This window comes from Pseudomonas sp. Pseusp10 (assembly GCF_059492225.1).
Genome location: NZ_CP168528.1, coordinates 1,784,785 through 1,796,666, shown reverse-complemented (window position 1 = coordinate 1,796,666; position 11,882 = coordinate 1,784,785). Strand labels below are relative to the sequence as shown.

Sequence of the window (11,882 nt, the reverse complement as noted above, 5' to 3'; positions counted from 1 at the left end):
TTCTGCCGTCAGGTTCACTGCCTTTCAAACGTCGGAATCCCAGATGACCGTGACGTTTCCGACATAGCGGCTGGCGACACCAGGTTGCAGCATCTGCGCCATCTCGTGGGATGCGATTTCGAAGTGCAATACGCCGGGACCTCGGTGCACATAGTGTCCAGTCTTGAAATGTTTGGCGTATGACGGCCCGGCCCGCAACAACTCTTTCCTGACTGGATTCCCGGAAGTGCTGGTCATTCCCGGAGGCAGGCTGAGGAAAGTTTTCAATTTGACCACCCGATTGGTCACCGTGTCCTTGATCGTGCAATCGAAGCCCTCGATCACACAGTCCAGCTCGACTTTGAACCGCGACGACGCTGAAATATGGAACATCTGGTCACGAAACAGCCGCACCGGTCTGCGCCCCGCCTGCAGCCAGTTTTGCCAACCACCGTCGGGAACCAGCCGGACTTTTTCGCCACCAGGCGGAATATCGATTTTGAGCATGTGCTGAACATCGAGCACGAAATCCAGGGTCAGCTGATTGTCGTTGGGCACCATGACATCGCCCATGTCGAAGTCACCACCTTGGCCGACGCTATAACTCAAACGGCCGGTATAAAGGCCCGAGGACATCTCCATCGGATTGGGCGTACGTAGTTCGTAGGCAAAGTCCAGATAGTTGTAGGACATTGCCGGGATCGGAAAAGCGGCAAACTTGACACAGGCGCCTTCGACCGGGGTTTTCCAGAAAAAGCTGTAGGTGGTATTGCCATACAACGCCATCCCGCTGTATTGGCATGGCGATGGAGGAAAAACCCAGCCACTGCCAACCCACAAAAGGTCATGCCCTTCTCGTGCAGTCGGCGCCCCGGTCAGATTCATCGAGGTGTCACTCAGTACATGGGTGGAACCGAAGCCGGCAACCCGTACTTCAACCTCTGCCGACTGATTGGTGTCCGGATTGGTCACAGTCAACCTGCGCCATTGGGTCGGCAGTTTGAACATCGCACTGTCTCGCGCATCGGCACTGGGTCGCATGGCCCTGACCGACTCGAATCGAATGGGCAGGCGAATGCTGAAGATGTTGTTGTTCCGACATTCGCCGGGATAGTGCTCGCAATAGCCACTGACCGGGGTCATGTTGGTAAACGTATTGCGCTGTGGATAGGCCGAGTCAGGGATGAACAGCGCCCTGATTTCCTGGTTTACCGCCGCTGCCGAGGGCGTGACGAAAACCAGCAGTGCCAATGAGCGGCCACCGCGTAGCCATCCCTGGAGCGAAGTCTTGAGATTCATGATCGTGCTCTTTGAAGGTTTGTTCAGACAGGGTGGTTTCAGGGCGCTGCGGCATTGAAAACCAGATGGACGTTGCCGTAATAGTGACCGGTCTTGTAGCCGCCAGCGGGGACTTTCGGCTGGATGTCCAGCGCGAAACGCCCACCGGCGCGCGCCTGTTCTGCGGTCACCACTTGCCGGGGTTGCGGGTCGTGGCTCAACTCCTGGCCGTTGAAGAGCACGCGCAAGTAAATGTTCTGGTCGTCCCGGCCATTGGATAAGTACGGCTCGCTTTCCAGCCGAGCCTCGATTGCGCTGGTGTCGTGTTTGACGTCGAAGTTTTTGCGCAAACCGCCCAGCGTCGAGGTGACGGGATTCCACGACAACTGCTGTTCGAGGTGTATCCAGTTCGTTTCAGACGGGATCACGTAGAAGCCCAGTACCGGAATATCCACGGACACTTCGAAGGTGTGTTCTTCCCGGGCGGCGAACGTCGACGCGCTAGCCAGCATCAGCATGCCAGCGCACCAGGTGTTGGAAGTTTTCCTGCTCATGTCGGCTACCTGTCGGTCATTGCTTGCTGGCGATGCGCAGCGTTTTTTTCTCACTGCCCTCGACCAGATTGAAGCGGTATTCGCGGCCGGGTTTCTTCTCGAACTCGAAGCTCTTCCCGGCGAGGATGTGATGCTTGGTGGTCGGCTCGCACTCGGTTTCGTTTTTCAGCGAGCAGTTGCGAAACTCATCGATCACCACCACCGTGTTGCCGTTGTTGCGCACGCGGTAGTGCTCGGATCCGTCCTCTATCGCGGTGTCGAAACGACTGTCGCTCGGGCGCACGAAGAACACCGTGCCGAAGCCGGTCATGACGTTGACGCCGGCCGAAAGGTTCTTCTTGTACTCCTCGCGCTCATCGCCAGAGACGGCAAACTCGTCTTCCTTTTCCGGCACCACGGGCACGAAGCGCACCCGGAAGTAACGCTCCTTGTCGCGATTGCCCATGAGCAGCAAGCGCGTGCCCTGCATGCCGTTGGCCGGCACGATCAATCGCGCCGGGCTGGCCATCAGACCATCACGACCGCTGGCATCCGCCTGGGTCTTGACCGGTACTTCACGCGAGGTGCCATCGGCCTCGTAGATGATTTCCAGGATGTTGACCTTGACGAAGGCAGTGGCATCGCCACTGTTGAACACACGTTTGAGATAGGTGCTCTTGTCGCCATCCAGATAGTCGTAAACCGTACCGACGTTGATCTGCGGCCCGGCCTGAAGGCCGAAGGAAAACCCGCTCAGAATCAGTGTTGCCCACAGACGCTTCATACCTTGAACCTCATGACATTGAACACAACACAGGCACGCGCCATCGCTAATTTGCCCATCAGACTTCCGAATCCCAGATCACCGTGACACTGCCTCTGTAAGTGGAGGCCACGCCGGGGCGCATCATGAATTCCATCTGATGCTGGGGGACCTCGAAATGCAGGGTGCCCGGCGCTCGATCCACATAAAAACCGGGTTGAAAATGCTGGGCATTCGCAGCGCCAGGGCGCAATCGAAGCTGCTTGACCGGTTTGCCGGCCATATCGGTCAAACCATTGGGCAGGCTGACACTGACCCGCAGCTCGACCGACCGTTTCGAAACCCGGTCATCGAGCATGCAGTCATAGGGAAATGCACTGATCTCGCACTCCAGCTGCATCTTGAAACGCGAGGAAGCCGAGATGTTGAAGGTCTGGTCACGGAACAACCTCACCGGCCGCCGCCCGGCCTGCAGCCAGCTTTGCCAGCCACCGGCCGGGGCCAGTTGGACTCTATCGCCGCCAGGTGGGATGTCTACTTTCAGGGTGTGCTGAACATCCAGCACGAAACTCAGGGTCAAGTCCGGATCAGTTGGCAACATGACGTCGCCCATGTCGAAGTCGCCGCCGGGGCCGATGCGATAGCTCAGATCTCCAGTGTATAAACCGGAAGACATGTCCAAGGGATTTGGCGTGCGAAGTTCATAGGAAAAATCCAGGTATTGATAGGACATTGCCGGTATCGGAAAACTGGCGGTTTTTACACAGACCCCTTCAACCGGGGTTTTCCAGAAAAACTTGTAAAAGCTATCGCCATACACACCGACACCGCTGTATTGACAGGGAGGCGCTGCGTTGACCCAGCCCCCGGAGGGTCCGCCCCACAGGGCCCGATGCCCCTCAATGGCAGGCGAAGCTCCTGTCAGATTGCTGGCTGTATCGCTGAGCAAGTACTGGGAGCCGAAACCTGCAATGCGTACCTCGACGGTTTCCGTTTCCTCTGTGGCCTCATTCCTCACCGTCAAGGCACGCCATTGCGCCGGCACACTGAACATTGCGCTATTGCGTGGAAGCCCATTCGGCTGCATTGCTCCATTGGAATGGAAGGTCAGGGGAAGCCGAATGCTGAATACTTTATTCTGCTCGCATTGGCTGACGTTTTCCGCGCAGTAACCACTGACCGGCGTTTTGTTGATGAACTGGTTACGTTGTGGATTGGCCGAATCGGGGGTGAACAACGCCCGGATTTCCTGGGTCACTGCCTGCGCGGACGGCGTCACCACCGCCATCAGCAACCCCAACCAGCGGCCACGCGACAGCATCCTGACCATAACACTCGCAAGATTCATGGTTGCACTCTCCGATAGATCAGAACCCGAGTCATTCACCCGGCCTTCTGCGGGTTGAAGTTGGCCTCGGCCAGGGTGTCCGGGCTGCACCGCAGATCGCCGATCATCAACACGTTGTTCTCCAGGCGATGCTTGTCGACATCGAGTCGGAACTGACACAGCAAGCGCTCGGCATGCCGCACTTCCAGCGTCGGTGAGCCGGCGTTCATTTCCATGGAGAAGAAGCCGTCGACTTCACTCACGCCGCGACTGGCGTGGTTGATCACGTGATGGCCCTTGAGTGGCAGGCCCTGTGGATCGAGCAGTCGCCCGAGCACGGTCAGGGTTTTCATCACCCTGATCTGGCGGTATTCCACGCCGCCCTTGTTCAGGTGATAACGGGTGCGCGCCGGTGCGATGTTTGCCGCCGGAACGTGATTGCCTTCGAAGTCGAAACTCACCGAGCTGTTTCTGTAGGCCGTCAGCGGTATGAAATTGCGTCCCGGGTGCAACACCGAGCTGCCGCCGCTCAGGTCATCGGCGCGCAAGACAATGCCGTCGATGTCGGACTCGACATCGACGATCATCCCGGCGCCGCGTCCTTGATGCTGGCTGGTCAACGCCATGTGCTGGGCACCCACCACCAGGGTGCTGTCGAGGTTCAGGCCGCCAGTGAAATTGCCGTTGAAGGACGAGCGCTGGACAAAGCCATCGCCGTTGACCGCATCGGTGCGAAAGTTAGCCAGGCTCGACAGGCCCATGCCGTAGGTGTCGGTCAATGCTGTCACCGAGACACTCTGCAAGACGTGGTCTTGCCAGTCTTTGCGATAGCCAAGCGAAGCGTTGGTGTCGCGGCTGCCATCGCGGGCGGTGCGCGAGCCGATACTGCCGGATACCTGTTGGCCCTTGCCGCCGAGGGCCATGTTGAGGCTCAGGTCGACCCCGCGATTGCGCGCATCGCCGCTGCTGAAACTACCCGGGCGATCGAACAACGACAGCCGCCAGTTGGCGTCGCTGCCAAACAACTCGGTGCGCTGCGTCCAGCCCAGGTCTACGCCCATACCTTCAACGTTGCCTTCGCTGTGGGAAACCCGCGCGTTGAACGAGTTCTTGCGGCTGATCCGGTGGTTCAGCGCCAGGGATGAGTTGCTGGTCTCGCCGGTGAATACATTGCGTTGGCGCACGCGAGTGCCGTCGGGCAACGTGTCGAAAGTGTCGGTGGTATCGAGCCAGCTACGGTTGTGGCTGATCACCAGGCTGCCGGCGCCATAGTTGTACAGGCCCTGCAGATCCAGGCCGGTGCCATGGTCCTGGGTTTGATAAACGTTGGCATACACGCTGGTGCTGTTGGCCAGAGACCAGTCGACGGAGCTGCCCAATTGCAGCTTCTCACGCTCCTGGCGCGCGGACAGTCCCAGCACCACCCGAGGGTGCAGCAAGTAGTTCGCAGAGGCGCCGAAGGTCGCATCGCCACTGGCCTGCTGATCCCAGTTGCTGAGCAGTTTGCTTTCCTGACCGGCGAACAGGTTGTAGCGCCAACGCTCGTCGAGGTTGCGCCAGTTGCTGGGCTTGTACACCAGCTCCTGGGTAGTCGAGGTGATCTGGCCATCTTCGATCAGGCGCACTTCCACATCGTAAATGCCACCGGGCAATGGCCGGGTGTCCAGGGTCTGCAAACCGGCGGGCACCGATTGGGTGTTGATCAGCAAGCCATCACGAAAGATCTCCACCGAAGCCTGGCGGTTGGCGGTGACATAGATGGGATAAACACTGGGTTTCGGACTGTCGATTGCCAGGCTGTCGGAACTGCCATACATCACGCCCACGGCGGTGTCGGGGCTGGTCCCGAACGAGCGTGGCTGACGGGTCAGGCCTTCGGAATTGGGGGTGAAATAGCCCAGGCGGAAAAAACTGCCCTCCAGTTCACGCTGGGTGAAAAGTTCGTGTACCGCGTGGAATGTCTTGTTGTCCGGGCCACCAAGACGGGCCAGTTGCATGTTGAAGGTCTGGCTCCAGTTGCCCAGGCTGCCGCTGGCCTCGAGGCCGAAGCGTCCGCCCAGGTCCTGATCCTGACCGCCGTTGAGATTGATTTGGTTACGCACCATCAGGCCGCTGCTGCCACCTTCGGGTTGATCGTAAAAACGCCTGGCTTCGCTGTCGCGCTCGGCGTTTTCGGTGACGATCGACAGCAAAGAGTTTTCAAGGTTGTAGTGCACCGCCAGCATCTGCTCCGGGCACTGCCCCGAGCAGGCACCCAGTGCCACACCGGGTTTGAGGATGTCGACCCAGGTCTGGCGCTCACTGGCGCCGAAACGGCTGTCGCCGGTATCGGTGAAATCGAGCAACGTCACCCGGTCATCGCGGGACAACACAATCATCGCCTCGCCGAGTGGCTGTTGATCGAGCTCGACCCGAACCGCCAGCGGCACATCGAAAAAGTGCTCCTCGAAATCCGCCGGCAAGCCTTTGGCCTGGGCCAGCAAACTTCTGGGCGTATTATCAATTGAAGTGGGCGCCGCAAATGCACTGCTACATAACAGCAACGCAAGCGCTGCCGCGATGGGCGTCATCGGGAACATGAACGAGTACTCTAATTACGAAGAAGTTGAACCCGACCGACAAGTTGAAACTTGCCGGCCGGTCACGTTACTCAAGCAAGTAAGCGCTTACGACTCTTTCAATCTCAAAGAGCAACAGGAGGAACAGCGTCGAACATCATGGTGACGGCACCGGTGTAATCACCCGGGGTAAAGGTAGTGCCGACAGCCTTGATGTTGAGTGGGGCGCGGTAGTTGACGTTCGACTCGGTCTCGCCGACCACCATTTGCGGCGTCGTGGTCAGGACTACATTGTTGAGTGCCACTTGCAGGTCGATCGACGTGGCGCCGGAGATCAGCTTCGGCACGCTTTCAAGGCTGGCGTGTACCGAACCGTTGTTGTTGCGCATGTCGAAGAAACCGTTGACTTCGCCCATGGTACCGGTGGAAGGCCGGAAGCTCATGTCCTGGTCTTTGTTGACCAGATCCGGATCGACCGGGACTACATAAAAGCCATTGGTCGGCACATGGGCAATCAGGCTGATGGAGTGACGGGCTTCACCCGCGGCAAAAACGGCGGAAGAACTCAGAGCCAGAACAGCCAGTGGAGCGGCAATCGCGAATTTCTTGAACATCATTCAGTACCTGTCTTTATAAAGTTTTCGGTTCATTGAAAGTTCCGACAAAACAAAAAACCGTCACGAGCAGTTTTGTGTAATCCCGAACTTTCAACGCCGAAGAATGATCAAGCAATTCTTCTGGAAAGTAAGCCGGAAAGTTCCATGAAGTGCGTAGCCAAAGTGCCACGACCATAGAAAGAAAAATACTGAATTATCGAAAAACTCACTGTTCGACTGTAAGAGACGGACTACATGAAGCCAATGATCGACTAATAACAGGCGACAAAGACACAGCAACTTCTGTAGGAGAGATATTACATAACCAATAAATAAAGGCGCAAACCGAATATTTAGAGAGTTAACACTAATTTCAACTTTTCCACCTCCATTAAAAGCAATTCCGGGAACGGTGAAAGCGCCATTTTCAATGACGGTTACGCCTGGTGCCGGATGCGCCGTTGGTCAGTCAGCCTTGCTCGCTCAATAAGATATATCTTAAGTTGTATCTAAACACGACGAGATAAAGCAAAAATGAGAGACCATCATTCCCCCCACCGCGAACACGGCGACGGCCGTGACGGCTTCGAGAAGCGCCCCGGCCGCGAACGCGGCGGTCGCGGCCCACGGGTGTTCGCCCCCGGCGACCTGAAATTGCTGCTGTTGGCGTTGATCGCCGAACAGCCATGCCACGGCTATGACCTGATTCGCCAGATCGAAGGCATGTTCGACGGCGCCTACAGCCCCAGCCCCGGTGTGATTTATCCGACCCTGACATTCCTTGAAGAAAGCGAAATGATTGCGGGCGATGCCGAAGGCGGGAAAAAACGCTACAGCGTGACCGATGCCGGACGTCTGTTCCTGAAAGAGCAAGCCATTGCACTGGATGGCGTGCGGATGCGCATCGACGTCAGCAAGCGTTCGCTACGCGGACATGATCGCCCGGCAGAAATCCATGAAGCCGTGCATAACCTGCGCCACGCCCTGCAAATGCACCATGGGCGCTGGAGCCCGGACGAAATCCTGCGGGTACGCGACCTGCTCAACAACACCGCCAAGGCCATCGTCGACGGCCCGGCCGTTCAGGAGAAAGCCGAATGACTGAAGTGATCGCCTCAACCATTCACCGTGTCATGCACGAGATCAAACGCCGTCGCCTGGAAGTGCTGCGGGTGGTCGATCTGACCCCGCGCATGCGCCGGATTACCCTGGGCGGGCCTGAGCTGGCTGGCTTCGTCAGCCTGGGTACGGACGACCACGTCAAGCTGCTGTTCCCGCAGAACGCCGAGCAAGCGGCGACGCTGGAAACCCTGGTGCTGGGCGCCGGCAAGGCCAACGGCCCGTTGCCTGAAATGCGCGACTACACCCCGCGCCGCCATGACCCCGACACGCTGGAACTGGACATCGACTTTGTGCTGCATGGCGACGGCCCGGCCGCGACCTGGGCCGAACAGGCCCGACCTGGACAGTTCCTGCACATCGGCGGGCCAAGGGGCTCGATGATCGTGCCGGACATCTTCGACAGCTACTTGCTGATCGGCGACGAAACCGCCCTGCCCGCCATCGCCCGACGCCTGGAAGGGCTGGCGGCCAATCGGCGTGCCCTGGTGATCGTGGAAGTGGAAAACGGCAAGGAGCAGCAAGTGCTGGAAAGCGCTGCCGAGGTCAATGTGATCTGGGTGCTGCGCGAAGGTGGCAAGGACCATTTGCTGAGCACTGTGCGTCAGATCAAGGCTCCTGCCGGCAGCCTGTACGCGTGGGTGGCGACCGAGAGTAAGGTGTCGCGGCAAATTCGCCGGGTGTTGCTCGATGAGCACGGGCTGGATGAGCAGTTCGTCAAGGCTGTGGGTTACTGGCGGCTGGATGACAGCGAAGAGGATTGAGCCTTGAAGGATCGCAGCCTGCGGCAGCCCCAGGTACTGACGCCGAAGTCGTTCCAGTCATCCGCGATCCGTAGCAGCTGGCGTAGCCTGCGTCCGGCTGCGCAGCAGTCGTTCCAGTCATCCGCGATCCGTAGCAGCTGGCGCAGCCTGCGTCCGGCTGCGCAGCAGTCGTGAAGTCAGACGATGTGGAGCATCAGTCAGACCGAGTGCTCGGGTTCTACGACTGCTGCGCAGCCGGACGCAGGCTGCGTCAGCTGCTACAAAGAGCGTGTCGTGGCACGCCAGCGATCCAGTCCGATCAGCAACAGTGCAATCAACACAAACCCCAGCAACAACCCACCCGCATTGATAAACACCTGTGGATAACCCAGCTTCTCCACATCAATGAACGGGTACGGATAAGTCGCCAGCAGATGCCCGCGCAGCAGCGAGTAGGCGAAGTACACCAGCGGGTAAATCATCCACAACGCGATGTGCCCCAATCGCAACGTACCCTTCGGTACACAGCACCACCAGTAGCCCAGAAACAGCAGCGGCATGACGTCATGCAGCAGCTCATCGGCCAGCCATTGCCAGCCTTCGGGATGCCACAAGTGACGCAGCAACAGGTTGTAGGCCAGGCCGACCACGGCGATGCTCACGGACACTCCACTGCTGACCCACGGCTGTAAAAACCAGTGGCGCGCGGCCGACTCACGGGAAGTCAGTTCACAGGTCAGTACGGTCGCCACCAGCGTATTGCTGAGCACGGTGAAATAGCTGAAGAAGCTCACCAGCCCACCTGTCAAACTGGCTGCCAGCGTCCAGCGTGAGTAAAAAATCAGGTACAGCTGAATGCTCAATCCGGCCCAACCAAGGATGGCAGCAATAGCGACGAAACGACGCCGCGCAACTGACGGGATGAACATGTCAGAGCGGACGCTTGGTGCGCATCAACTTCACATACAGGCGCTCGACCTTCTCCCGAGCCCACGGGGTTTTACGCAGGAACGTCAGGCTCGACTTGATGCTCGGATCGCTCTTGAAGCAGCGGATATCGATGCGCTCGGCCAGCCCCGACCACTCGTAGTGTTCAACCAGCGCGTTGAGGATCTGTTCCAGCGTCACGCCATGCAACGGATCGGTGTTGTGTTCAGTCATGCCGGGCCTTCGAGCAGAGTGGGAATTGGAAGCCGCGCACCTTAGCCGAGGGCTTCGCTGGGGGGAAGCGATCTATCAAATGTAGGTGAACTTGTAGGAGCGAGCTTGCTCGCGATGCGCCAGAGAGCACCGCGGGGTGTCAGATTGGGCGCGTTATCGTTGACGACCATCGCGAGCAAGCTCGCTCCTACAACTGTTACCGAATCCGAAAGGCTGCATGTCAGTAAAAGCCCTTTCTCTATTTGTAACAGATCATTATCCTTGCGCCCGCTTTAGCTGAAACGCTTCTGCTAGCCATTTCTTCCGTCTAATCCCCCAGAAAAAGATCAAGAATTTCTTCTCTATGCCTGATTTCCAACTTTCGAAAGACAGCGCTGTCTTTAAGCCTGTTGCCTGCCGAAAAACCTTGAACCTGATAGGCGGATTCACCGCTTTGGGCCTTGCCACTTGCGCTCACTCGGCTCCGGCCTTCGATAGCGACTCACCGTGGATGCTCGGCGACTGGAACGGCACTCGTACCGAACTTGCGGAAAAAGGCTACGACTTCAAAGTCGATTACACCGGCGAAATGGGCAGCAACCTGCATGGCGGTCACGACCACGATCGCACCGCACGCTACAGCGACCAGTTTGCCCTCGGCACTCATTTGGACTTGCAGAAGATCCTCGGCTGGGACGCCGCCGAGTTCCAGCTGACCATCACCGAACGCAGCGGCAACAACATCAGCAACGACCGCATCAACGATCCGCGTGTCGGCGGCTTTACCTCCGCCCAGGAAGTCTGGGGCCGTGGCCAGACCTGGCGCCTGACGCAGATGTGGTATCAGCAGAAATTCTTTGACCAGAAACTCGACATCAAGGCCGGCCGTTTCGGCGAAGGCGAAGACTTCAACAGCTTCCCCTGCGACTTCCAGAACCTGGCGTTCTGCGGCTCCCAGGTCGGCAACTGGGCGGGCGACATCTGGTACAACTGGCCGGTCAGCCAGTGGGCGCTGCGGGTCAAATATCATCTTACGCCGCAGCTGTACGCGCAGATCGGCGCGTATGAGCAAAATTCGTCGAACCTGGATCGCGGCAACGGCTTCAAACTCAGCGGCAGCGGCACCCAGGGCGCGGTCCTGCCGGTGGAACTGGTGTGGACGCCGAAGCTCAACGGCCTGCCAGGTGAATACCGCGCCGGTTACTACTACAGCAGCGCCAACGCCACCGATGTCTACAAGGACAGCAACGGCCAGCCTGCCGCCCTGAGTGGCGAAGCCTACCGCAGCGCCTCGAGCAAGCACGGCATGTGGCTGGGTCTCCAGCAGCAAGTCACCAGCCTCGCAAGCGATCATTCCCGCGGCCTGAGCCTGTTCGCCAACGGCACGATGCACGACAAGAAGACCAACGCCATCGACAACTACGTCCAGGCCGGTCTCGTCTACAAAGGCCCGTTCGACGCGCGCGCCAGGGACGACATCGGTTTTGCCATGGCCCGCGTCCACGTCAACCCGGCCTTTCGCAAGAATGCCGAGGCGACCAATCAGGCCCACGCCGTCTTCGACTTCGACGACTCGGCCTTCCTGCCGCCGCAGGACACCGAATACAGCGCCGAACTCTATTACGGCGTGCACGTGACCAACTGGCTGACCGTGCGCCCGAACCTGCAATACATCCGCCACCCGGGTGGCGTGAACCAGGTCGACGACGCGCTGATCGGCGGGATCAAGGTCCAGTCGTCGTTCTAAAAAACACCGAAAGAACCTGTGGGAGCGAGCTTGCTCGCGATGGTCGTCAACGATAACGCTGCGAGCCTGACACTACACGGCGTTCTCAGGTTTTTCGCG

Annotated in this window: 12 protein-coding genes; 4 read left to right on the top strand and 8 right to left on the bottom strand. The window is 58.6% G+C overall.

All coding sequences use genetic code 11. The features are described from left to right. Positions 1-24 precede the first annotated feature (24 nt). The 6 genes from ACEN8Z_RS08020 to ACEN8Z_RS07995 all read right to left on the bottom strand — a co-directional run bounded on the left by ACEN8Z_RS08020 (position 25) and on the right by ACEN8Z_RS07995 (position 7,055). On the bottom strand, positions 25-1,278 hold the full coding sequence (locus ACEN8Z_RS08020; protein ID WP_495597287.1) for a hypothetical protein: 1,254 nt from the start codon (positions 1,276-1,278) through the stop codon (positions 25-27). Positions 1,279-1,316: 38 nt separating this feature from the next. After that, positions 1,317-1,811 carry a CS1 type fimbrial major subunit gene (locus ACEN8Z_RS08015; protein WP_495597286.1) on the bottom strand — a complete coding sequence of 165 codons (495 nt, stop codon included), beginning with the start codon at positions 1,809-1,811 and terminating at the stop codon, positions 1,317-1,319. Positions 1,812-1,827: 16 nt separating this feature from the next. After that, positions 1,828-2,574 carry a molecular chaperone gene (locus tag ACEN8Z_RS08010; protein WP_495597285.1) on the bottom strand — a complete coding sequence of 249 codons (747 nt, stop codon included), beginning with the start codon at positions 2,572-2,574 and terminating at the stop codon, positions 1,828-1,830. Between the two features lie 58 nt (positions 2,575-2,632). Then, on the bottom strand, positions 2,633-3,901 hold the full coding sequence (locus ACEN8Z_RS08005) for a hypothetical protein (protein ID WP_495598101.1): 1,269 nt from the start codon (positions 3,899-3,901) through the stop codon (positions 2,633-2,635). 35 nt (positions 3,902-3,936) lie between these two features. Beyond that, positions 3,937-6,459, bottom strand: coding sequence for a CS1-pili formation C-terminal domain-containing protein (locus tag ACEN8Z_RS08000; protein ID WP_495597284.1), 2,523 nt, complete (start codon positions 6,457-6,459; stop codon positions 3,937-3,939). A gap of 104 nt (positions 6,460-6,563) precedes the next feature. Continuing rightward, positions 6,564-7,055: a CS1 type fimbrial major subunit gene (locus ACEN8Z_RS07995; protein ID WP_495597283.1), complete on the bottom strand. Its 492-nt coding sequence runs from the start codon at positions 7,053-7,055 to the stop codon at positions 6,564-6,566. A 513-nt stretch (positions 7,056-7,568) separates the two neighbouring features. On the opposite strand from ACEN8Z_RS07995, the gene ACEN8Z_RS07990 reads away from it, so the two are divergent. Genes ACEN8Z_RS07990 through ACEN8Z_RS07980 form a run of 3 tightly spaced genes read left to right on the top strand, consistent with a single transcriptional unit; the run spans position 7,569 to position 9,091 of the window. After that, entirely contained in the window at positions 7,569-8,135 is a 567-nt protein-coding gene (locus ACEN8Z_RS07990) for a PadR family transcriptional regulator (protein WP_116260511.1), read from the top strand. Further along, entirely contained in the window at positions 8,132-8,917 is a 786-nt protein-coding gene (locus tag ACEN8Z_RS07985; protein ID WP_495597282.1) for a siderophore-interacting protein, read from the top strand. Before ACEN8Z_RS07990 ends, ACEN8Z_RS07985 begins: the two co-directional genes overlap by 4 nt. A gap of 3 nt (positions 8,918-8,920) precedes the next feature. After that, positions 8,921-9,091 (top strand): hypothetical protein, encoded by a 171-nt coding sequence (locus ACEN8Z_RS07980; protein WP_495597281.1) that lies wholly within the window; start codon positions 8,921-8,923, stop codon positions 9,089-9,091. Positions 9,092-9,174: 83 nt separating this feature from the next. On the opposite strand, the gene ACEN8Z_RS07975 is transcribed toward ACEN8Z_RS07980, so the two are convergent. Beyond that, the gene (locus ACEN8Z_RS07975) at positions 9,175-9,825 is read right to left on the bottom strand and encodes a Pr6Pr family membrane protein (protein ID WP_495597280.1); all 651 of its coding nucleotides are present in this window, start codon (positions 9,823-9,825) and stop codon (positions 9,175-9,177) included. Between the two features lies 1 nt (position 9,826). Further along, positions 9,827-10,057: a VF530 family protein gene (locus ACEN8Z_RS07970; RefSeq protein WP_007985772.1), complete on the bottom strand. Its 231-nt coding sequence runs from the start codon at positions 10,055-10,057 to the stop codon at positions 9,827-9,829. Between the two features lie 343 nt (positions 10,058-10,400). Here ACEN8Z_RS07970 and ACEN8Z_RS07965 point away from each other — a divergent pair, with 343 nt between their 5' ends. Beyond that, entirely contained in the window at positions 10,401-11,783 is a 1,383-nt protein-coding gene (locus ACEN8Z_RS07965; RefSeq protein WP_495597279.1) for a carbohydrate porin, read from the top strand. Positions 11,784-11,882 lie beyond the last annotated feature (99 nt).

What these genes read in the sequence shown, in the direction of transcription:
- ACEN8Z_RS07995 (WP_495597283.1), bottom strand. Translation starts at nt 7,055, where the DNA reads ATGATGTTCAAGAAATTCGCGATTGCCGCTCCACTGGCTGTTCTGGCT.
- ACEN8Z_RS07975 (WP_495597280.1), bottom strand. Translation starts at nt 9,825, where the DNA reads ATGTTCATCCCGTCAGTTGCGCGGCGTCGTTTCGTCGCTATTGCTGCC.
- ACEN8Z_RS07965 (WP_495597279.1), top strand. Translation starts at nt 10,401, where the DNA reads ATGCCTGATTTCCAACTTTCGAAAGACAGCGCTGTCTTTAAGCCTGTT.
- ACEN8Z_RS08015 (WP_495597286.1), bottom strand. Translation starts at nt 1,811, where the DNA reads ATGAGCAGGAAAACTTCCAACACCTGGTGCGCTGGCATGCTGATGCTG.
- ACEN8Z_RS07985 (WP_495597282.1), top strand. Translation starts at nt 8,132, where the DNA reads ATGACTGAAGTGATCGCCTCAACCATTCACCGTGTCATGCACGAGATC.
- ACEN8Z_RS08010 (WP_495597285.1), bottom strand. Translation starts at nt 2,574, where the DNA reads ATGAAGCGTCTGTGGGCAACACTGATTCTGAGCGGGTTTTCCTTCGGC.
- ACEN8Z_RS08000 (WP_495597284.1), bottom strand. Translation starts at nt 6,459, where the DNA reads ATGTTCCCGATGACGCCCATCGCGGCAGCGCTTGCGTTGCTGTTATGT.
- ACEN8Z_RS08020 (WP_495597287.1), bottom strand. Translation starts at nt 1,278, where the DNA reads ATGAATCTCAAGACTTCGCTCCAGGGATGGCTACGCGGTGGCCGCTCA.
- ACEN8Z_RS07970 (WP_007985772.1), bottom strand. Translation starts at nt 10,057, where the DNA reads ATGACTGAACACAACACCGATCCGTTGCATGGCGTGACGCTGGAACAG.
- ACEN8Z_RS07990 (WP_116260511.1), top strand. Translation starts at nt 7,569, where the DNA reads ATGAGAGACCATCATTCCCCCCACCGCGAACACGGCGACGGCCGTGAC.
- ACEN8Z_RS08005 (WP_495598101.1), bottom strand. Translation starts at nt 3,901, where the DNA reads ATGAATCTTGCGAGTGTTATGGTCAGGATGCTGTCGCGTGGCCGCTGG.